At 56.7% G+C, this 18,810-nt stretch carries 20 protein-coding genes and 1 pseudogene; 13 read left to right on the top strand and 8 right to left on the bottom strand.

The features are described from left to right. The first annotated feature begins 35 nt into the window (after positions 1-35). On the top strand, positions 36-773 hold the full coding sequence (locus EYW40_RS17630; protein WP_135806860.1) for a uroporphyrinogen-III synthase: 738 nt from the start codon (positions 36-38) through the stop codon (positions 771-773). A 39-nt stretch (positions 774-812) separates the two neighbouring features. Here EYW40_RS17630 and EYW40_RS17625 read toward each other — a convergent pair whose 3' ends face one another. After that, positions 813-1,979: an MFS transporter gene (locus tag EYW40_RS17625; protein WP_135806859.1), complete on the bottom strand. Its 1,167-nt coding sequence runs from the start codon at positions 1,977-1,979 to the stop codon at positions 813-815. A 170-nt stretch (positions 1,980-2,149) separates the two neighbouring features. After that, complete coding sequence (locus EYW40_RS17620) at positions 2,150-3,073, bottom strand: NADP-dependent oxidoreductase (RefSeq protein WP_237560641.1); 924 nt, start codon at positions 3,071-3,073, stop codon at positions 2,150-2,152. 244 nt (positions 3,074-3,317) lie between these two features. Between EYW40_RS17620 and EYW40_RS17615 the strand changes: the two genes are divergently transcribed. Further along, a complete protein-coding gene (locus EYW40_RS17615) occupies positions 3,318-3,782 on the top strand; it encodes a nucleoside deaminase (protein ID WP_135822952.1) in 465 nt (154 codons plus the stop codon). Positions 3,783-3,810: 28 nt separating this feature from the next. Here the strand turns inward: EYW40_RS17615 and EYW40_RS17610 are convergent, their stop codons facing one another. Beyond that, positions 3,811-4,134 (bottom strand): DMT family transporter, encoded by a 324-nt coding sequence (locus EYW40_RS17610; RefSeq protein WP_114579067.1) that lies wholly within the window; start codon positions 4,132-4,134, stop codon positions 3,811-3,813. A gap of 290 nt (positions 4,135-4,424) precedes the next feature. Here EYW40_RS17610 and EYW40_RS17605 point away from each other — a divergent pair, with 290 nt between their 5' ends. Beyond that, positions 4,425-4,859, top strand: coding sequence for a DUF488 domain-containing protein (locus tag EYW40_RS17605; RefSeq protein WP_135822951.1), 435 nt, complete (start codon positions 4,425-4,427; stop codon positions 4,857-4,859). 61 nt (positions 4,860-4,920) lie between these two features. Here EYW40_RS17605 and EYW40_RS17600 read toward each other — a convergent pair. Continuing rightward, positions 4,921-5,295: pseudogene (locus tag EYW40_RS17600) on the bottom strand (NAD(P)-dependent oxidoreductase); the annotation flags it as partial. A gap of 110 nt (positions 5,296-5,405) precedes the next feature. After that, complete coding sequence (locus EYW40_RS17595; RefSeq protein ID WP_135806854.1) at positions 5,406-5,885, bottom strand: Lrp/AsnC family transcriptional regulator; 480 nt, start codon at positions 5,883-5,885, stop codon at positions 5,406-5,408. A gap of 157 nt (positions 5,886-6,042) precedes the next feature. Here EYW40_RS17595 and EYW40_RS20470 point away from each other — a divergent pair, with 157 nt between their 5' ends. The 7 genes from EYW40_RS20470 to EYW40_RS17560 all read left to right on the top strand — a co-directional run bounded on the left by EYW40_RS20470 (position 6,043) and on the right by EYW40_RS17560 (position 12,811). Next, positions 6,043-7,017: a DMT family transporter gene (locus tag EYW40_RS20470; RefSeq protein WP_135822950.1), complete on the top strand. Its 975-nt coding sequence runs from the start codon at positions 6,043-6,045 to the stop codon at positions 7,015-7,017. Beyond that, positions 7,017-7,655, top strand: coding sequence for a trimeric intracellular cation channel family protein (locus EYW40_RS17585; protein ID WP_135806852.1), 639 nt, complete (start codon positions 7,017-7,019; stop codon positions 7,653-7,655). The genes EYW40_RS20470 and EYW40_RS17585 overlap by 1 nt, the downstream gene beginning before the upstream one ends. A 145-nt stretch (positions 7,656-7,800) precedes the next feature. Beyond that, complete coding sequence (locus tag EYW40_RS17580) at positions 7,801-8,022, top strand: DUF8129 domain-containing protein (protein ID WP_135806851.1); 222 nt, start codon at positions 7,801-7,803, stop codon at positions 8,020-8,022. Positions 8,023-8,237: 215 nt separating this feature from the next. Continuing rightward, positions 8,238-9,908, top strand: a complete 1,671-nt coding sequence (locus EYW40_RS17575; RefSeq protein ID WP_237560639.1) for a sensor histidine kinase — start codon at positions 8,238-8,240, stop codon at positions 9,906-9,908. A gap of 182 nt (positions 9,909-10,090) precedes the next feature. After that, on the top strand, positions 10,091-11,308 hold the full coding sequence (locus EYW40_RS17570; protein WP_135806849.1) for a homing endonuclease associated repeat-containing protein: 1,218 nt from the start codon (positions 10,091-10,093) through the stop codon (positions 11,306-11,308). Between the two features lie 141 nt (positions 11,309-11,449). Next, complete coding sequence (locus EYW40_RS17565; protein WP_135822948.1) at positions 11,450-11,797, top strand: DUF8013 domain-containing protein; 348 nt, start codon at positions 11,450-11,452, stop codon at positions 11,795-11,797. A gap of 87 nt (positions 11,798-11,884) precedes the next feature. Further along, a complete protein-coding gene (locus EYW40_RS17560) occupies positions 11,885-12,811 on the top strand; it encodes an ArdC-like ssDNA-binding domain-containing protein (protein ID WP_135822947.1) in 927 nt (308 codons plus the stop codon). A gap of 134 nt (positions 12,812-12,945) precedes the next feature. On the opposite strand, the gene EYW40_RS17555 is transcribed toward EYW40_RS17560, so the two are convergent. Next, on the bottom strand, positions 12,946-13,704 hold the full coding sequence (locus EYW40_RS17555) for a potassium channel family protein (protein WP_135822946.1): 759 nt from the start codon (positions 13,702-13,704) through the stop codon (positions 12,946-12,948). A 164-nt stretch (positions 13,705-13,868) separates the two neighbouring features. Here EYW40_RS17555 and EYW40_RS17550 point away from each other — a divergent pair, with 164 nt between their 5' ends. Continuing rightward, positions 13,869-14,684, top strand: coding sequence for a hypothetical protein (locus EYW40_RS17550; protein WP_135822945.1), 816 nt, complete (start codon positions 13,869-13,871; stop codon positions 14,682-14,684). Between the two features lie 13 nt (positions 14,685-14,697). On the opposite strand, the gene EYW40_RS17545 is transcribed toward EYW40_RS17550, so the two are convergent. Together EYW40_RS17545 and EYW40_RS17540 are read right to left on the bottom strand one after the other, a co-directional pair. Next, positions 14,698-15,501, bottom strand: coding sequence for a DUF6036 family nucleotidyltransferase (locus EYW40_RS17545; protein ID WP_135822944.1), 804 nt, complete (start codon positions 15,499-15,501; stop codon positions 14,698-14,700). Then, positions 15,498-16,424, bottom strand: a complete 927-nt coding sequence (locus EYW40_RS17540; RefSeq protein WP_135822943.1) for a helix-turn-helix transcriptional regulator — start codon at positions 16,422-16,424, stop codon at positions 15,498-15,500. The genes EYW40_RS17545 and EYW40_RS17540 overlap by 4 nt, the downstream gene beginning before the upstream one ends. Before the next feature lie 138 nt (positions 16,425-16,562). Between EYW40_RS17540 and EYW40_RS17535 the strand changes: the two genes are divergently transcribed. Together EYW40_RS17535 and orc4 are read left to right on the top strand one after the other, a co-directional pair. Continuing rightward, positions 16,563-16,886: a DUF6788 family protein gene (locus EYW40_RS17535; RefSeq protein WP_135822942.1), complete on the top strand. Its 324-nt coding sequence runs from the start codon at positions 16,563-16,565 to the stop codon at positions 16,884-16,886. A gap of 630 nt (positions 16,887-17,516) precedes the next feature. Beyond that, positions 17,517-18,749 (top strand): DNA replication protein Orc4, encoded by a 1,233-nt coding sequence (gene orc4 / locus EYW40_RS17530; protein ID WP_049908454.1) that lies wholly within the window; start codon positions 17,517-17,519, stop codon positions 18,747-18,749. Positions 18,750-18,810 lie beyond the last annotated feature (61 nt).

Here is an 18,810-nt window from a genome sequence, read left to right as displayed (position 1 = left end):
ATACACACAAGTCCAGCATCGGCTAACTGTTCAATATGTCCCAGCCGACGGTGGCTGTTCTCCGACCCGACGACAGCCGTATCGTTGAGGCGGTCGAGTATCTCCAGTCACTCGATGTATCCCCGATTCCAGACCCGATGCTGGCAATCACACCGACCGGTCAGGTTCCCCAACATGCGGATTACTGTATCTTCACAAGCGAGACCGGTGTCGATCTAGCTGCGACAGCAGGATGGAAACAACGAGGAACCACTGTTTGTGCTGTCGGAGATCAGACTGCAACCGCATTATGCAATCGGGGCTATTCAGTCGATATCGTTCCATCGACGTTCACATCCACAGGACTCGTCGACGAGTTATCTACTGATGTCGAGGGCCAAACCGTTGAACTTGCTCGGAGTGCACACGGCAGCGAAGTACTTGTTGAAGGACTGGAAGCAGCTGGTGCAATTGTCAGCGAAACATCCTTATATCGCTTGGAACGACCGGAGACTGCGGGACAGTCGGTTTCACTTGCGGTAGACGGTAAGCTGGACGGTATACTGTTCACCTCGCCAAAGACGGTAGAGTACTTCGTTCAAATTGCGACTGAACGTGACGCTGTCGCTGCACTCCAACGCGAGCTAGAGGAGACGATTGTTGGAGCGATAGGAGCACCAACAAAACGTGCTGTCGACAAGCATGGGATCGCTGTCGATGTTATGCCGGATACAGTGGGTTTCACACAGCTTGCCGAGGTCACCGTACGTCGAATTCTGGATACCCACCAATGAACACATTCCGTCTCCAATCTGTTAGCTGACTTTGAGTGTTCACTGACGTCTCACCGTAAACCACGTTACTCCGATCAAGAAGGCAGCGGCACCAGACACTAACAGGGTTTGACGATAGCCGAACAGTGCTGCAGCCCCGACACTAAGCGGCGGACCGACCGTCGTGCCGAGTCTGAGAACACTCGTCCGAATACTCATAATGCTCCCGCGGAATTCGTCCGGTGCTCGTTCGTTGAGTGCCGTATCCGTAATCGGCTCTGCAAGTCCTTGACCAAGTCCGAATAGAAGGAGTGCACCAGCAACTACGTATATGGAGTCCGCGACGGCGACAATGACGAGTCCGATCCCGTAACTCACGAATCCGAGCGCGATCGATTGGAAGCTCGTGAGCGACCGAAGCACGCGATCACCTTGCATTGCTGTCGCTCCCATTGAAATTGCTGGTAATCCCACGAGAAGGCCGATACCGGCTGAAGAGAGCTGATATTCGTTGGCGAGTAGGAACGGAACGGCGGTGAGCTGCGCACCATAGAGGATGACAAAAATACCGAAGATTGCGAGATAGAGCACGACGAAGGGGGTCATCGATGTGGGCCCGGTGAGGAATGCACGGATACTCGAATTCGTATTGTTCTCGTCGCGCTGTGGCTCCTCGAGCAAGGTTATGCCGGGTACAGCGACGAGCAGCGCGAGGAGAAAACACGCGAAGGGCGCCGACCAAGCGACTGTCGCGAGCGCACCGCCGAGTAACGGATAGCCAGCAGCACCCACCGCGAGAATCGCCGCGTTGGTCCCAATTAGCACTCGTCGTTGTTCACCGGAATAGAGGTCGCCGAGGAGCGTGACCGTGAGCATCGCAATCGCACTACTCGCCGCCCCTTGGATGGCTCGCAGGACCAAGATCAGGGTGAAGTCGGAAATGAAGATGATACCGCCACCACTGAGTCCGAAGACAACGAGCGCCGGGATTAGAATCGGTTTTCGACCGATGCGGTCGGTTAGCAGTCCAATCGGGAGAGTGAGAAAGATTCCGGGGAGCGTGAACGCCGACAGCAAGAGGCTGGCCTGTGCCTCCGAAATGTTCCATGCCTCCTGGACCGCTGGGAGTACAGGGCTGATGAGTGAGACACCCATGACAGCGACGAGGGTACTCGCGAAAATCACGGCCGCTGCTGGCGAATTCCGGAGTTTCCGTATCCATTCCATCCGTTCTATTACTCTCTCGGTAAGTGCTCCCCGTAAGTCATCCGCTACAGGGCGGTGGCCACGCTAATCCGTGTTGGAGAAATAGTTCTAATTCTATTGTCACAAGAATTGGAGTGGGAGATCCACTCGATACTGACTGTGGATCTCAATTCAATGTACGACACGTCGAATCACGCTACGCTGAGAACGAGTTTCCCTTGTACGTGTTCTGTCTCACCTACTTCGTGTGCCTGAGCTGTATTTTCGAGTGGGAATTCGGCACTGATCGTGGGGCGCACTTCTCCGGCGTCAATCAGTTCGCTAATCGTTGTTAGGAGCGATGGGGAATTCGACCGCCCACTTACCACCTGTACATCAATGTCGTGGTTGGTGGTGAGCGCTCCGGATGGTTGTCCAACGACTGAAACGAGCACCCCCTTTTTCCTGAGCACGTCAACTGAGCGTGCTGGGGTTTCACCCCCGACTGTATCTACCACGATATCGACCTCATCAATCACTGACTCGAAGCGCTCCTCGCGGTAGTTCACGAACTCATCGACGCCTAACTCCCGGAGATAGTCTTCGCTGTATCCCGACGCTGTGGCGATTACGTCGGCCCCCTTCCATTTCGCCAGCTGGACGGCCATATGTCCGACACCACCTGCTGCACCGTGGATGAGAACTCGCTGGTCGGCCGTGCAATCAGCATACTCGAATAACGCTTGCCAAGCGGTCTGCGTGACGACCGGCACGCCAGCTGCCCCCTCGTGATCGAGCGATTTGGGCTTCGGGGCTAGTTGCTCGGCAGGTGTGGCCGAATACTCCGCATAGGAACCTAACTCCGGGAACCCATTGACACCGAACACTGCATCGCCCGTCTCAAATTCGGTAACTGACGCGCCGGTCTCCTCGACGACGCCTGAAACGTCCATCCCGAGAATGAGGGGAAACGGATTCTCGGGCAGCATCGACACCAGCTGCATTCCCTGACGAATCCGCCAGTCGACTGGGTTGACACCCGCTGCGTGAACCCGAACGAGCACGTCATCATCAAGCGGATCCGGACGGGGCGCATCCTCGTATCTGAGGACATCCGGCGAGCCGAACTCGTGCATGCGAACAGCCTTCATTCTATCCGTCACTTAGAATCATTCCTCGGTCGGTAGGTCCGCGTTGCAGACTCTTAACCACTCTACATCTAGAATACTGGAGGTCAGAGGGTAGGCTGGCAGCGGGGTGAAAAATCACCGTCATCACCTCCCGAAGGATAGACCAACCGACAGGGACCGTCACAGGCCAAACGAAGCCTGAGTCGCCGTTCCAACCAAGTACTTCACCCAGAGAGACTACCATACAGCTATGGCAGCTCCCAATTTCGACGAGTTCGACCACGACGCACATATGCGCGAGACCTTCGAGCTAGCGCGCGAGGCTACCGCTCGTGGCGACAAACCGTTCGGCACCGTACTCGTCCGCGACGATACTGTCATCATGAGCGATTCGAATCGCGAGAGTACGGAGGACGATATCCGCCGCCACCCCGAGCTCCATCTCGCGTATCGCGCGTGCCGAGAGTACGACGCCGATGAGCGCGCTGCGATGGTCATGTATACGAGCACCGAACCGTGTCCGATGTGTGCTGGCGGGATGGCGACAGCTGGGTTCGGGCGCGTCGCCTACAGTGTCGGGAGTGATGAAATCGCAGCGTTCACCGGGAGCGAGCCAACAGTTCGGTGCGCGGAAATTCTGGATGGCGTCAGCGATGTGGTCGGACCACTGTTGAACGAAGAAGGTCGTCAGGTCCACCAGGAGTACGGCTGGTAACCGCCGGACTCCGTTCGGTGAGTCGTCGTTAGTGGCCTCCAGAGACGAAGTGGAGGCCAACGATCCCGAAGACGATCACGGAGATGAAGAGGAGACGGGCACTCGTCGCCGGTTCGTCGAATAAGACGATGCCGAGCGTGGCAGTGCCAACGGCGCCGATCCCCGTCCAGACAGCATACGCGGTCCCGATCGGCAGGTTTTGTATCGCTTTCGCGAGTAATACCATACTGATGATGAGCGCGATGACTGTACCCGCTGTCGGGATTGGTTCTGAGAGGCCGTCAGAATACTCTAAGCCAATTGCCCAAGCGATCTCGAACAGGCCAGCTACAAAGAGCAAGATCCACGACATTCCCCTAGCTCTTGCTCACAAATCGGACTATAGCTTTCGATATCGACAGACAGCCGTTGATTCGATACCTGTTGGACGTGCCGTCTCTATTTGAACCGTACTCCGGCAGTAATGCGTCAATCCGCTGCCCGAATCGATGTCGGTCGTCCTACCCGCTGGACAGTCTCGACAGCATAACCCAGCCATATTCTCGCTCTGCGAACGATCACAAAACCCCCCAGCGGGCAGGGGCCATAGACATCCACCGGGAGGTTGACTACGCTGGGCGCCGAACGGCAAAGACAGAGATCGTGACCACCTCTGACCTCCTCGAGGACACGTACGTCGCAGCGCTACAGCATGATCTCGTAGACATCTCCCCGGAGGCTACGCTCGTGGGTGTGGTACGACGGCCCACTGGCTGGTTCAGAACGACGATCAACGAGAACTACCCGGCACTCGGTCCACCGCCAGACCTCCTGGACGAGTTCAAACAGCGCCACGAGGATTTCAAAATGCAGGGGATGTGTGACGAAGGCGCCCATAATGCTGCCTGGGACGAGGTCGGATTCGAAGACCGGTACCGAACACATCTCACCGAAGCAGCGGATGCTCAGGAGGCAGCCGGTGAACTCACGAACAGGCTTCGTGATGGTGAACACCTCGTCTTCGTCTGTTTCGAGAACACCGACCAGAAACGCTGTCACCGGACGCTGCTCAAGGAGCATATCACTGAACAGCTATAGTGGAAGTCTATCGTGTGCCTCTGTTCGATCTGTGCGATCCGCGTAATCCCAACCCACTCAGCTACACGGATCGATTGACGAGTTCCTCGCCGGCGTCGATGTGGGCGATGTTCTCCCGGACGAGATCCGCGACGTTCCGATAGTAGTCCTCAGTGAATCCTGCGCAGTGGGGAGTGATGAGAACCTCCTCGAACTCCCAAAGGGGGGACTCCTCGGGCAGCGGTTCCGCCTCGAAAACGTCGAGTGCAGCCCCACCGAGCGCCCCAGCTTCGAGAGCGTCGACGAGCGCCGCCTGGTCGACCACAGGGCCACGCGCGACGTTGATCAGAATCGCATCGTCACGCATCGCGGCGAATTCCTCGGTGGACATGAGATGGCGAGTCTCGTCGACGAGCGGAACCGCGAGCACGACAAACTTCGAATTCTGGTTTGGTGTAGTAGGTGTGATAGAGGCAGAGATCGTCTATAGATTCGAGCGACAATTGAATGTCTTGTGGCAACGCGCAACTCCCCTATCTGGATGATACGACCGCGTCAGTTAAACTACTACCCGACTTCTTCAACGAGAGTCTCTTCGCTGTACTGTTGGAGGGGGTAGTGACTATCGAGTTCCCGTTCGATGACAAACGTTGAGTTAGTACGAGCAACCTCGTCAAGCGCTTCAAAATCGGAAATCAATCGCTCCACGCTGTCACTGTTTGGCAACCGTGCTAACGCGATAAAGTCAGTACTCCCCATCGTGAAGAAGACTTTTGTTACCCCTTCAATACCCGCAATAGCTTGCCCACTCTCGGTATGGGATTGATCATCCTTCGTAAATATCTGTACAAGGATTGTTACTCCAAGTCCGAATTCGTCGAGATCGAGGTCTAATCGTTCGTTTGTGATGACCCCAGCATCACGGAGATTGTTGAGGCGGTAATGAATGGTCGATAACGGAATCCCCGTTGCGTCACTCACCGCTTCGGTACTCGTCGTCTCGAGTTCTTCTAACGATTTCAAAATCTGGATATCTTTCTCGTCCATACGCTGTGACTCATGCCATAGTTCGTAGCTACTTCAGCTTATTCACTAAATGCGGCCTCAGTTTCGAATAGATGACGAACTTACCGTAATACGCTCGGAGTAATGCCGCGTTCCTTCACTTATTCCCAATCTACCACATACCCTCGACCAACAGAATATGGGGGCCCCAAACACATTCCGATTTCACATTCCGGCAGGCTTAGCTATCATCGGGTTGGGTCTTCTCTGGGGAGCCGGGTTCCCCGCAATTGACATCGTCGTTTCACAGCTTCCCCCACTAGGTGCTGCTGGGATTCGATATGCTGTCTCTGGCTGTATCGTCCTCGGGTATGCACGATTGACTACGGACCGGTTGCGACCAGAAACGACACGCGAACTCCTGAGTATCAGCATCGTTGGCGGGTTCATGTTTGGTGGCTATCAAGCGGGTCTCTACTTGGGCACACAGCACATTACAGGCGCCGTCGCATCCGTCGTCACCACGATGTCGCCAGTCGTCGCAGCTCTTGTTGCAGTCCCCATCCTCGGGGAATCCCGTGGACTTCCCGACGTGATTGGGTTCTGTCTCGGCATAAGTGGCGTTGTAGTTCTCTCACAACCATCAGTGGGTACTACATCACTATCGTCGACGGCACTCGGTGTCGGCTTGGTCTTTCTCGGAACGAAACTGTTTGCAGTTGGATCTGTGACAATCCAGTTATTCGACGAAGGGCTCCCTATGGAAGCACTCCAAGGGTGGGCAATGCTAGTTGGGGCAACACTCCTGTTTTGTGGTAGCTTTCTTCGTGGTGAATCGGTGCCGGATGTACAGTCGCTTTCCCCAGTAGCAGTTGTCTCGTTGGTATACATCACTCTCGTCGCTGGAGCCGGAGGGTATCTATTGTACTTCCGGTTGGTAAGAGAGGTTGGCGCGACTGAAACGACACTTGTCGCGTATCTGGAACCAGTAGCTGCAACGGTCGTATCAGTCCTACTCCTTGGCCAAACAATTAGTATGACAACCGTTGTCGGGTTTGTGGCCGTGGCTGCAGGGTTCACACTTGTCAGTCGTTCCACAATGCGCCAAGCGATTGTCAGCCTCCGAGAAACAGATTCATCGGCACATACGGACCACGAAGTTCGTAGTGATTGATGTTGGAAAACGCATTGTTCTGGGTTGCAAATGCAGTCGGATTGGTCGCATTTGCACTCGTTGGTGCCAGTAAAGCCATTCGAGAGGGATTTGATCCGTTTGGCGTCAGTGTGGTTGGGCTCGTTACTGCATTTGGCGGCGGCACAACACGGGATCTCCTCGTCTTGCGAATCCCACTTTCGCTCCAGACACTTTCAAATATCGGGTTTGGAGTGCTTGGAGTGATTTTAGCCGCAGCACTCTCGGTGCTCCTCGATGAGCCGCATCGGCATCCGGTCTCACTGGTTGCCGATGCAATCGGCCTTGGCGCGTTCGCAACCACCGGAGCAATCGTGGCGACCCATGCCGGAGTGTCTCCCTTCGGCGTAGTTGCTGTCGCGACAATTAATGCCGTTGGCGGAGGAGCATTCGCTGATATTCTTCTTGATCGTCCCCCGTTTATTCTACTTCAGGACTTTTATGCGAGCTGTGCCGTGCTTGGTGGAGGTCTCTACTGGCTACTGTCGATTCATTTTGGAACCGGTGCGCTCGCAGCCGGTGGATGTGCGACCATGACAGTGGGATCACGACTTATTGCAGTCAGATATGGATGGGAGTTACCGAATGTTCGCAACTATACGACTGGAACCACTCGATAACACCGGCATCAAATAAAACCAATCAGTTTGGTCAGTGATATTATGGGCTTCGCGAGTGCTTCGAAGAGGCGATGGCCTGACGCCACGTGGTGACGTAGTCGTCTGTTCTGTCTTTCTCGCCCTCAAGGGGTGGAGGGCCTTAGAGATGGAACAGTCCACGATCAGCGACGGGAGTGACGACGAATTCCCACCTGGGAAACGTCTCGAAGCATCGAATTACCGATTGATCAAGGCCGGTATCGCGACGATTCCCGATATGGAGACCCTGCAAGAGTGTGTTGCCTACGAGAACGCCCACCAAAATCGAACGCAGATTCTGCGCCGGCTCAAGTGGAAGGCTGAAGAGCTGCGTGAGAACGAAGAGTAAGCTCTGTTCTTAACCAACACCTTCCGCGTCGGTTTCCTTATTGTTGGTTAATCGGCTGTACCAGTACTGTTGGAGCCTTATGAGTTGGACGCCAACTCTGGGAATCGACCGAGAGAAAGAATGCCTAGTGGCCGGAAGAAGCCCGGATATCCCCCTGTAAGAGGGCTGTTCCAAACCGTTATTTAATACCCCGAGAACAACCCTTTATCTGGATAATGAATCCCCTCCTTCTAGGTCACGTCATAATTTTCGCACTATCTGCGATTGCCTGCGTGGCGACTATTCCACAAGCACGGAAGATACAGCATCCGGAGACACGTGAAGGACTGATCGTCTTCCTCGGTTCTGTTGCTCTGTGGTCTGGAGGGTACATTGGCTATCTTCTCGCACCGACGCGTGCGGGGAAACTCGCTTTCTATATATTTGGCTTCATCTTTGCGTTCGTCGCCGTTGGGGCCTGGCTCTACTTTTGTGCTGCATATACCGGTCGGCCACCTCGACACGCCCCATTCCGAAACCTCATACTCGGGACGTTCCTCTTTTTCACCGCTCTCAAAGTCACGAATCCACTCCACAATCTCTACTTTACGACGGAATGGGTCACAGAACCATTCCCACACCTCGTGATCCATCACGAACTGCTCTACTGGATCGTCTTGGGGTTATCATATGCCGCCATCGCTGTCGGATTCTTCGTACTGATGGAGCGGTTCCATCATACTGGGAGTGACAGCCGTCCGCTCGTCGTGCTCGTTGGACTCTCAGGCCTCCCAGCTGTTGCAACGATTATTGGCGGCCAGGTCGACTGGCTGCTCCCATTAATGTATGAGCCGCCTGGCGTCGCCCTCTTCGCCGTTGGAACGCTCTTCTTCTACAGACAACGGTTTGAGGCAATCCGATTAACCGGGGAGTCAGAGAAACCCGCAATCTTCCTCGACCAAGAAACCCGGATTCAGGATTACAATCAAGCGGCTCGCAAACTGTTTCCAACCCTTGAGGATTCCTTTGGCGAACCGCTTGAGGCTGTGAATACCGCACTCGCAGATCATCTCACCAAACAAGATATCCTGACAATTACGCAGGAAGGTGAAACACGGTATTATGACGTGTCGAGCACGCCATTCTTAGCAGGTGAGGTAACGACCGGCCAATTAGTGACGGTTACCGACGTAACTGAACGCGAGTCATATCGACAGCGACTCGAAGAGAAAACCGAACAACTCGAGGCGTTAAATCGCGTGGTTCGACACGATATCCGGAACGATATGACCGTGATTCTCGGATGGGCCGAGATCCTCAAAGACCATATCGATGAAGATGGGGAAGACGCTCTGGACCGAGTGTTACAGAAGTCCCGGCACGTAATTCAGTTCACAGAGGTCGCACGTGAGTTCGTTGAATCACTCTCAGAAGAAGGAACAGCTGAATTAGAAGAAATCCAGCTTCAGCCACTTCTTGACGCTGAGCTCGCTGCAGTACGTGATTCGTTCCCGAACGCGCAGTTTCACGTATCGGGTGAACTCTGCGACGTGTCGGTACAGGCAAACGAGATGCTTTCTTCGGTTTTCCGGAATATCCTCGAGAATGCGGTCCGACACAACGACAAAGAGACCCCTGAGATCACCGTCTCCTGTGAAGAGAACTCAGAGACTGTCCGGTACCGGATTGCAGATAATGGACCTGGCATTCCTGACCAACAGAAAGAACAAATCTTCGGGAAAGGGGAGAAAGGATTGGACAGTCCAGGATCAGGGATTGGTCTATATCTCGTCCATCTCCTGACGGACCAATTCGGTGGTGACGTATGGGTCGAGGACAACGACCCAACTGGTTCAGTCTTCGTCGTCGAACTGCCTATCCATAAACCGTCGAATAAGACGTCTTAGTACTGAATTTCAGTATATCCTAGTCGGCGAGCCGTCGCTTCCAAAAAGTGGGGGTGGCTGCCATACGACTCGCGAGGATCGCCCCTTGAGTCGCCGTTCCGATCAATATCCGGAATGAGTGAGTGCGGACATTCAAATACCGAGTCGGGACCAAACTGAGTGACTCAATCCCCTCAGAAATCATGGGCAAGAAGCTGTACTCAGACGATGAACTCCTCAATCGGCTCCAGAAGTTCGCTGAGGAACTCGGTCGTCCCCCATCGCAGAGTGAGATGGACGATTCAGGACCTCATGCTTCGAAGACGTACGGGAATCGGTTCGAGTCGTGGAATAACGCACTCGAGGCTGCCGGACTTCAAACCGGAACGAATGATCCAGACGGACGACCATCGACGTCCGAAGAGGACCTCCTTACTGATCTCAAATCGGTTGCCGACATCGTGGGAGGAACCCCGTCAGAGCGTGAATACAGTGCTCACGGAAAGTATTCGGTGAAGACATACTGCAAGCGATTTGGAGGATGGAATGCAGCACTACGGGCGGCCGATTTTGAGCCGAACGTTGAAATGAATCTCTCCGAAGAGAGACTCATTACTGCCTTACAGGGGTTCGCTGAGAAACTGGGTCGACCGCCCACAACAGATGAAATGGACCGGAGTGGCCCCTACACCTCGGATTCGTACAAGCGAGCGTTTGGAACCTGGAATCGTGCTCTTCGACAGGCTGAGTTGGAAGTCCACTCCGTATGGGATGTGAGCGAGGAGGATCTGATATCCGAACTCAACCGTCTCGCCGAAGAGCTAGGCCATGTCCCTCGGAAGGATGAAATGCGAAACCAAGGGAAATGGAGTGCAGCAGTCTATCAGGAGCGATTCGGTTCGTGGAATGAAGCTCTCCGAGCTGCCGGCTTCGAGCCGAATGAGCGGTGGCGAATTCCACGGGAGGAGTTATTAGCCGAACTGCGGGCTGTTGCGAATGAGCTGGGCCACCCACCGACAACAACGGAAATGAACGAACACGGGAAGTTTACCATCGATCCGTATCAGCGTGAATTCGGAACGTGGCGAACGGCCCTTCAAGCGGCCGACCCGGACTATCTAGAAAACTACCGTCAGTCAGATACTGAGATAGTTCCGTTTGGCTCGAACTGGCCACAGATTCGTGAGGAGATCATCACCCGTGACAACGAGTCCTGCCTGCGCTGCGGTATGGGCCGTGAAGCTCACCGCGAGAAATTCGGTCGTGATCTCCCGGTTCACCACCGGATTCCTCGACGCCGGTTCTACAACGACCCAGACCAGTCGGTCGACGATGCAGATGTACCGAGTAACCTGCTGACTCTCTGTATCCCGTGCCATCGCCGACTCGAACGGCTGCCAGTCCAACCAGTAGTTGACTAACAAGCGAAGTCCCACGTTCAGCACAAAGGTATCTGCCGGCGAACAGAGCGTCTACCTCCCGCCGGCATGACGTCGCGACCTGTTTTTTGTGCCCCCAGAGAGGGCGAGGGCTCCTTCGAAAGCTCTCAGAGGTGATTTCCAGTGAGTCAACAACAGCGTCCTGACACCGTCTCGATCGACGAGATCCCGGTCGATATCGACAACACGCAATCAGCGGAGGTCGATTCCGCCGACGTCCCCGACGAAATCGAATCCATCACCCGTGGGCTTGCTGGCGAGCAGCCGCCGACGAATCCGCTGGTCGTGCTGAAAGCGGCCCGGTGGTGGTACATTCACGGCAAGGGCGGCACGGATCCCGCCTTCCAGTGGGCCATCGAGTGGGCGCGTCACCTTGCGACCGACACGCCCAGCGACGTTGAGCGGTTCGACGAGTTCCTCGAGTACCTCGTTACGGTCGGCTTTGCGGACGAACGTCACGAGCTCCGCTAACCGCCAGAGCGGTTTTTTGAACGCCCCTGAGGGGCGCGGCGCGGTCTGAACTGATGCAGTCGCCGTGAACTCGATTCCGTGCACACAATGGCTACGACCAGAGACTCGTCGGTCTCCTTCGACCAGACCGACACGCGATCAGACGAGATGAACAGTACGATCGAACAGTGGATCGACGACCTCGTCGCCGGCGTCGACGACGCGCAGGCCAGCGCGGAGTTCCAGGAGTGGCTGGACGTCCAGAGTCGCTTCCACGACTACTCGTATCGGAACACGCTCCTCATCAAGCGGCAGTGTCCCGAGGCAACCCGCGTGGCTGGCTACCGGACGTGGCAGGAGGAGTTCGACCGTCACGTCACGGAGGGTGAGTCGGCCATCTGGATCTGGGCGCCAATCATCACGAAGCAGTGCCCGGAGTGCGAGAACTCGCCGAGCTACCACGAGGACAGCGACTGTGACTACGACGAGACGCCGCCCGAGGAGTGGTCCGAGGGCCTGGTCGGGTTCAAGCCCGCGCCGGTGTTCGACGTCTCCCAGACCGAGGGCGAGCCGCTTCCCGACCTAGACACGGAAGCGACCGGCGACGCCGGTGACCTCGTCGAACAGCTAACTGCCGCCGCTGATGAGCTCGGCGTGACAGTGCGAATCGTTCCCGACGAAGACTGGACCCACGGCGAGGCGAAGGGCATCTGCGAGCAGCTGAGCCTCGTCGACGTCCAACCGCTCGTCGAGGTGCGCGATCGGGAGAACGAGGCCGACCTTGCGCGGACGCTGATTCACGAGTATGCCCACGCCCTGCTCCACTTCGACGTCGACGACGACACCGAACGGGCAAAACGCGAGGTCGAGGCTGAAGCCGTCGCGTACGTTGTCGGTCGCTACTGCGGGCTCGACACTAGCGGGTCAGCGTTCTACCTCGCTGCGTGGGAGTCGGACGATCCCGAGGTCGTTCGCGAGCGCCTCGGCCGGATTAGTCGAACGGCAGAAGAACTCATCGACGTTCTCGAGGAATAATTCTCTCTCCAATTTGATTAACCAACAGAGGGATGTGTAGTTTTGTATTGTTGGTTAATCCATACGTGATGTCGCCATTCTTTCAGTCAATTCTAATTTCTAATCAGGAGGTCAAATTCGGTGAGTGGCTCCTGTTATTGGTCAATGAGTTGTTGTTGCTCTTCGAGCGTTCCCTCGTGGTCTTCAACAGCATCTTCCCGAGCCTCTGCATCACCACTGAGCCGGTCTGACAATTCTTTGAGACGGTCTTGTTTCCCATAGAGGACAAGCGTGTCGTCCGGTTTTGTCTCCGTATCTGGTTGTGGGGCACCAATATATGAATCATCACGACGGATGCCGAGTATCAACACCCCTTCGCGTGGTAAATCCAGCTCCGAAATCGACCCCCCTGCCAGCCAATCCCCCTCGCTGATTTCCACCTCCGCCACACGATATTCACGTTGCAATCCGAGTAACTGGGCATAATCCGAGATCTCCAACTCTGTCGTCTCACTCAGCGGCCACTCAATAAGCGGCGTCACGAGGCGGTTGAACCACCGACTTCGTGCGAACAGAATGATCACACCGGCGCCACCGAGAATATACAGCAAGTTCAACAGGTCGTCGCCACCAGTTCGCGTGAACGAAAGGATAAGTGACGAAATTGCACCGAGGAGTCCAATACTGCCGAGCCGAATGAGCGCCTTCACGGTTTTGCGGCGGCCGACGGTGGTGATAGCCTGTTCTGCCTCTTCGGTCGTATATCCGGCTCCAGAGAACGCAGACGTGGCTTGGAAGGAGGCCACATCTGGTGAAAGGCCCGTCATCTCCAGCGCAATCGAGCCGGTACGAACAATCAACAACGACAGCGCGAAGATGATCAGTAGTGACAGTATTGAGTACGTGGCAACCATACCTAGTGGAGCGTTCGCATATCTGTAAATTGCACCGCCGACGCGAACGCTACACCCTTCGTGTCTATAAGCAGTCATTCTGAGTGAAAACCAGTCCATCAGCTACACGGAATTTTTTCTGCGCCCGCGGAGGGGCGGAGGCGCGTTCTGACCTCCGTCGAATAATGACTGAACCCTATCTCACGACGGTCCTCAAGGAAGCCGAGCACGTTGCCGAGCAGCACGACCAGGTCGCTCGAACGACAGACAACCAAGCCCACGAATACCTCCGCTACGCCGTCCTCCGGGTGCTCGAAGGCGAGGCGGACCACCTCCCAGCAGACTGGACGCCGATCGACGGCGTGACCGTCGGCTACGGGAGCGACGACGCGATGTACGACAGCTGGGGCTCCAGCGAAGACTGGTGGGAGACCGTCCCGCCGCAGGAGGCGTGTACCCGCTTCCGGGTGTTCTTCCCGGACGACCACCAGACGGTTCCCCGCGACATCGTCGACGTGATGGCCGCGCTCGGGGCCTGGCGCGTCTGGACCGGGAGCGCAGCGGCGTGCGGGTCCTACGATCATCGAGAGCGCCGCGAAGTGCACTACCTGTGGCCGGAAGGCCATCCGGTGGAGGGAGTGCTCCACGAGCGGCTCAGTGGCCCTGCGGAAGCCGTCGCTCCCGACGGCGGCCGAACGGGCGACGTTCGCGACCGACTGGTCGTCGACGAGAACGCAGAGTCACAGGACGATCTCGAGCCCCGCACGAAGCGTGCCGTCGCCGAAGCGATGGACGTCTCACTCCTCTCGAAGGGTGGCCGCTACGAGGTACAGTCCGCGTCCGGCAACAGGTACGAAGTCGACGTCATCGACGAATCGTGTACCTGTCCAGACTGGCAGCAACGTTCACCCGAAGGCGGCTGCAAGCACCTGCGCCGCGTCGATCACGAGATCAAACGGGGCCGCGTGCCCCGACCAGACGGCCGCCTTCCTTCCACGTAGGGCGACGATTGAGCTACTCCACAGGACGGATCGTGTCGCCATCCCGACGGACCCGGTCGAACGTTGAGAGATACGCGATCCGGTCGTGAACCTTGTCAGTATCCAACTCCAGTTCGGCGGCCAGTTCGTCGACGGTCATCGGCTCGTCGAGTGCCTGGAGGACTTCGAGCCCCCGGTAGTACCTGTTCGTGAGCTTCTGGACGCGGTCCTCGATCGGTGTGGTCACTCCGTACCGCTCCTCGAGTTCGACCAGGGCCTCGTTCGCGAACGTGGCGAACTGATCGTCCCCCAGGCGTTCGATCTGGGCTTCGAGTTCAGCCCGGACGACGTCGTAATCGAGGCCGGCCTGCACGAGCATATTCATGTCCTCGATGTCGTCGTCGCGGCCGGCGATCGCCTTGAACAGGAAGATATCCTCGTTGCTGACCAGCCGGACCGTCAGTCGATCTGTGTCGAGGAACGGCTCGCTGCGCTCTTGCATCCCGTCGGTGAGCACGAGCTTGTTCGCGACCTGCTGGTTGAAGACGTCGAGGCGACACCCGTCTTCGTTCTCGACGCAGCTCGTCGCGCCAAGCGCCCGGTAATCTGCATCCAGCGACTGGACCTCCGTATACCCGAGGTCCATCAGGACCGCCCACAGCTGACCGTACGCGTCGCCATCTGGGACGACCAGGTCGATATCTTTCGTCGCCCCCTTGAGGTCGCGCAGCGACATCGCGCCACCACCGATCAGGTAGACCGTGAGCGGTTCAGATAGCCCGTTCCCGATTCGCTGGAATTCGTTCTCGATGTACTCGCGTCCGAATGTTGGTCTCATTGTGGTAGTGGCACCTCGTAGTCAGCCGCCAGTTCCTGAAACTCGTCCCACTCCGGGAGCCGGTCGTCGTCAACCTCGCCGTGCGTCTCGAGGTAGCGGAGCAGGGCGTCGATTTCGTCTTCGAGACCATACTTCGCCGCCTGCTCTCGGAGGTCCGCCTCGTCGACGTCGACGTGGCTGAGCAGGAGGAGACAGTACGAGCGGTGGCGGCTGCCGTCGTCGATCAGTAGCGTGTGACAGCAAAGTTCCGCCGGCGAGACTGCGTCGGGATCCTCGGAGTAGACGTAGTAGCGATGGCCGGTGAGCAGGAATTGGAGGTCGAAGGCCGCGAACCGAGCGAGGCCGGTTTCGTGGAACCCCTCTGCCTCGATCTCCGTCTCAGCCTGGGCGAGGAATTCGTCGTAGTCCTCCCAGAGAATCGTGCCCTTCGGGGCGACGGCCTCGAGGCGTTGACGATGTAGATGGTGTGCGAGTTCACGGGCGAACTCGTGGAGACGGTCGAAGTCGGCGTTGAACTCGTAGCGGCCGTCGGCCGTCCCGACAAGCCCGCGGTCGCGAAACCGCTTGAGGACGCGGTTGACCGTGTTGCGGTAATTGTCGCTCCGGTCGGCGATCTCGGAGACGGTTCGCGGCTGGTCGAGGTAGTACAGCACCTCGAGTGCCTTCCCGGTTAGTAGCTCGGGGAAGTCGATGTGGGAGTGCTGGCGGACGAGGTCCTGGTAGAGCTCGACGGCACGAGCGTCCGACGGGACGACTCGTTTTCGCCGCCCGTCGCGTTCCGTGTAGACGAGCCCCTTCTCGACGAGGTCGGCGACAGCACGAGAGAGGTAACTCTCGCTGTGGTCGAGCTTCGTCGCGAGCTCAGAGATCGTGTCGCCGCGGTCGACCGTGGCGAGGACCTCGAGTTCGATACGCCGGAGCACGGTGTAACATAGTACGAAACTTGTATATAAAGAAGTTTCGAGTAGTGTTACAGTCAGCAGGCACGAGAGTCGTCTCCATCGTCTTAACCAACAAAACTATGGATTCGTGGCTCGTGTTGGTTAACACGAGAGTAGCCGATGTCCTACGAACCCCCGACCCCACCGGCGAACCTCCCGACGGAGATCGTCAACACGCTCAACGAGTCGGACCCGGAGCAGCTCCGAGACGTTGCGACGTACGCTGAAGCGCTCGCCGAGCACAAGGAACGAGAGGCCCGTCTCGAGGAGTCGGCAGATCAAGAAGAGGTCGAAGAGGGACCGGACGATCTCCCGGACGACGTCCCTGCCAAAGCGACGATCACGATCAAGGAAATCAACGACAATCGCTACTACTACTGGCAGTGGCGGGAGGGTGATTCAGTGAAGTCGAAGTACAAAGGTCCGGTCAACCCGGACGAGTAAAACTCGATGATGGAGGGCACCCACCCCACGTTTCCGTCGTAACTGGATGTTGGTGGAGGGGGTGGCGCTGATTTCGAAGGAACCACACCCCCCGAGTTTCCGTCGTTTCTCCACGACGGCGTAGGGAGAGGCTACCATAATGTTATACAGCCACTCATTCTGTTGACCTAGAACTAATCTAGAGATGAACTAACTTCCGCAACACATAGATTAAAGTGGCATAGCTGAGAAACGTTCATTAAGTGTACTTCGACCAAGGAGGGGGCGAAGTACTTCGCCCCCTCAGCTGAAACAATCCTTTCCAGCTGCGTCTGTAGACGGCCAGTATTGGACGGCTAGGCCGCTCTCGTCTTTGGTATCTCGTCGTGGACGTCTTCTTCGAGTCCCCTCCCCACCTGTTCGGTGATTACGACAGAAACGTGGGGTGTGTGGGTTCGGGATTCGACATCGAGGCGACGCTTCCGTCTACGGGTTTCCTCTCTCACGTCGGAAACGCGGCTATATTGTCAGCAATCCAATTCCACCGAATGACGGCATTTTCCGGCTGATATCGGACAAGGAACGTCGGAAACGTGGGGTGGCGTTCTCCACTAGATTTATACTCCCCCCGCTCACACCGTGTGATATTCAATGACGCCCGACTCTTCACCCAGTTCTGTCGACGATCCACTCTTTGAATCCGGGCATCGCATTTTCGCGAACAAGGATCTCCTGAAAATCGGCCACGTTCCGGAGGCTGACCGGATCGTCGGTCGCGACGAGGAAATCTCGAAGCTCGCGAAACGTCTCAACGGTGCTGTCCACGGGTACTCCCCGGAGAACGTGATGATCTACGGGAAAACAGGGACCGGAAAATCTCTCGTTTCAAAACACGTCTGCCAGCGAGCTCAAAATGCCGCTCAGGATGGCGTCGAGATTGGAACAGCGTATATCGACTGTGCTGAAGACAACACGGAGACTCAGGCGATTTCCTCACTTGCCGCGAAGCTGAACGATGAATCTTCGACTGGAATCTCCGTCCCACATACCGGCCTCAGTACGTCGAAATACTACAAACTCCTCTGGAAGACGCTCGACGCTCAATTCGATTCTGTGATCATCATCCTCGACGAGATCGATCTGATGAACGACGACAGCGTGCTGATGAAGCTCTCGCGCGCTGAGGAGGCGGGGAAAATCGACTGTAGCGTCGGCGTCATCGCGATCAGCAACAAGATCCAGTACGTCGACAACGTGAACGAGCGCGTGAAAAGCAGCTTCCAGCACAAGGAGCTGTTCTTCAAGCCATACGACGCCAACCAGCTCCGGGAGATCATGTTCAACCGTGAGGACGCCTTCCAGGACGGCGTCCTTTCCGAGGACGTGATTCCGCTCTCGGCGGCCTTCGCCGCGCAGGAACACGGCGACGCTCGGAAGGCGATCGACATTCTTCGTCACGCCGGGGAGGTCGCCTACGAGGCCGGAGCAGAGCAAGTGACGGAGGAACACGTCCGCCAGGCACAGCAGCACGCCGAAAAGGACCGGTTTAGAGAACTCGTGAACGGCGCACCCACGCAGGCGAAGGCGGCGTTGCTGGCGCTCACGGAGCTGAGTGTCAACAGCAATGACGATGCGTTCCTCACGAGCCGGGTGTACGACCAGTACGAACGCATCTGCAACCATCTCGATATGGATATCCTCTCCGTCCGTCGGTTTCGCGACATCCTGAAAGAGCAAGCCTTCCTCGGGGTTGTCGAAATCGAGAAGATCAACAAGGGGAGTGCGGGCGGCATCCATCTCCAGAACCGACTCATCGAAGATCCCCAGGTCGTCCGCGAAACGATCCTCGAGGACAGCCGGATGCAGGACTGGACTCGCGAGTAGTGCCCCCCTACTACTGAGTGGGTGCGGACGACGGAAATCTGGGGTGGGGCGTGAGGAAACG

It is taken from the genome of Halostella litorea (assembly GCF_004785955.1).
Classification (GTDB): Archaea; Halobacteriota; Halobacteria; order Halobacteriales; family Natronoarchaeaceae; genus Halostella; species Halostella litorea.
The sequence above is the reverse complement of the archived record's forward strand: the minus strand, read 5'-3'. Positions and strand labels throughout refer to the sequence as shown.

What these genes read in the sequence shown, in the direction of transcription:
- EYW40_RS17550 (WP_135822945.1), top strand. Translation starts at nt 13,869, where the DNA reads ATGACTGAACCCTATCTCACGACGGTCCTCAAGGAAGCCGAGCACGTT.
- orc4 (WP_049908454.1), top strand. Translation starts at nt 17,517, where the DNA reads ATGACGCCCGACTCTTCACCCAGTTCTGTCGACGATCCACTCTTTGAA.
- EYW40_RS17610 (WP_114579067.1), bottom strand. Translation starts at nt 4,134, where the DNA reads ATGTCGTGGATCTTGCTCTTTGTAGCTGGCCTGTTCGAGATCGCTTGG.
- EYW40_RS17580 (WP_135806851.1), top strand. Translation starts at nt 7,801, where the DNA reads ATGGAACAGTCCACGATCAGCGACGGGAGTGACGACGAATTCCCACCT.
- EYW40_RS17555 (WP_135822946.1), bottom strand. Translation starts at nt 13,704, where the DNA reads ATGGTTGCCACGTACTCAATACTGTCACTACTGATCATCTTCGCGCTG.
- EYW40_RS17585 (WP_135806852.1), top strand. Translation starts at nt 7,017, where the DNA reads ATGTTGGAAAACGCATTGTTCTGGGTTGCAAATGCAGTCGGATTGGTC.
- EYW40_RS17630 (WP_135806860.1), top strand. Translation starts at nt 36, where the DNA reads ATGTCCCAGCCGACGGTGGCTGTTCTCCGACCCGACGACAGCCGTATC.
- EYW40_RS20470 (WP_135822950.1), top strand. Translation starts at nt 6,043, where the DNA reads ATGGGGGCCCCAAACACATTCCGATTTCACATTCCGGCAGGCTTAGCT.
- EYW40_RS17535 (WP_135822942.1), top strand. Translation starts at nt 16,563, where the DNA reads ATGTCCTACGAACCCCCGACCCCACCGGCGAACCTCCCGACGGAGATC.
- EYW40_RS17575 (WP_237560639.1), top strand. Translation starts at nt 8,238, where the DNA reads ATGAATCCCCTCCTTCTAGGTCACGTCATAATTTTCGCACTATCTGCG.
- EYW40_RS17615 (WP_135822952.1), top strand. Translation starts at nt 3,318, where the DNA reads ATGGCAGCTCCCAATTTCGACGAGTTCGACCACGACGCACATATGCGC.
- EYW40_RS17595 (WP_135806854.1), bottom strand. Translation starts at nt 5,885, where the DNA reads ATGGACGAGAAAGATATCCAGATTTTGAAATCGTTAGAAGAACTCGAG.
- EYW40_RS17560 (WP_135822947.1), top strand. Translation starts at nt 11,885, where the DNA reads ATGGCTACGACCAGAGACTCGTCGGTCTCCTTCGACCAGACCGACACG.
- EYW40_RS17545 (WP_135822944.1), bottom strand. Translation starts at nt 15,501, where the DNA reads ATGAGACCAACATTCGGACGCGAGTACATCGAGAACGAATTCCAGCGA.
- EYW40_RS17570 (WP_135806849.1), top strand. Translation starts at nt 10,091, where the DNA reads ATGGGCAAGAAGCTGTACTCAGACGATGAACTCCTCAATCGGCTCCAG.
- EYW40_RS17625 (WP_135806859.1), bottom strand. Translation starts at nt 1,979, where the DNA reads ATGGAATGGATACGGAAACTCCGGAATTCGCCAGCAGCGGCCGTGATT.
- EYW40_RS17620 (WP_237560641.1), bottom strand. Translation starts at nt 3,073, where the DNA reads ATGCACGAGTTCGGCTCGCCGGATGTCCTCAGATACGAGGATGCGCCC.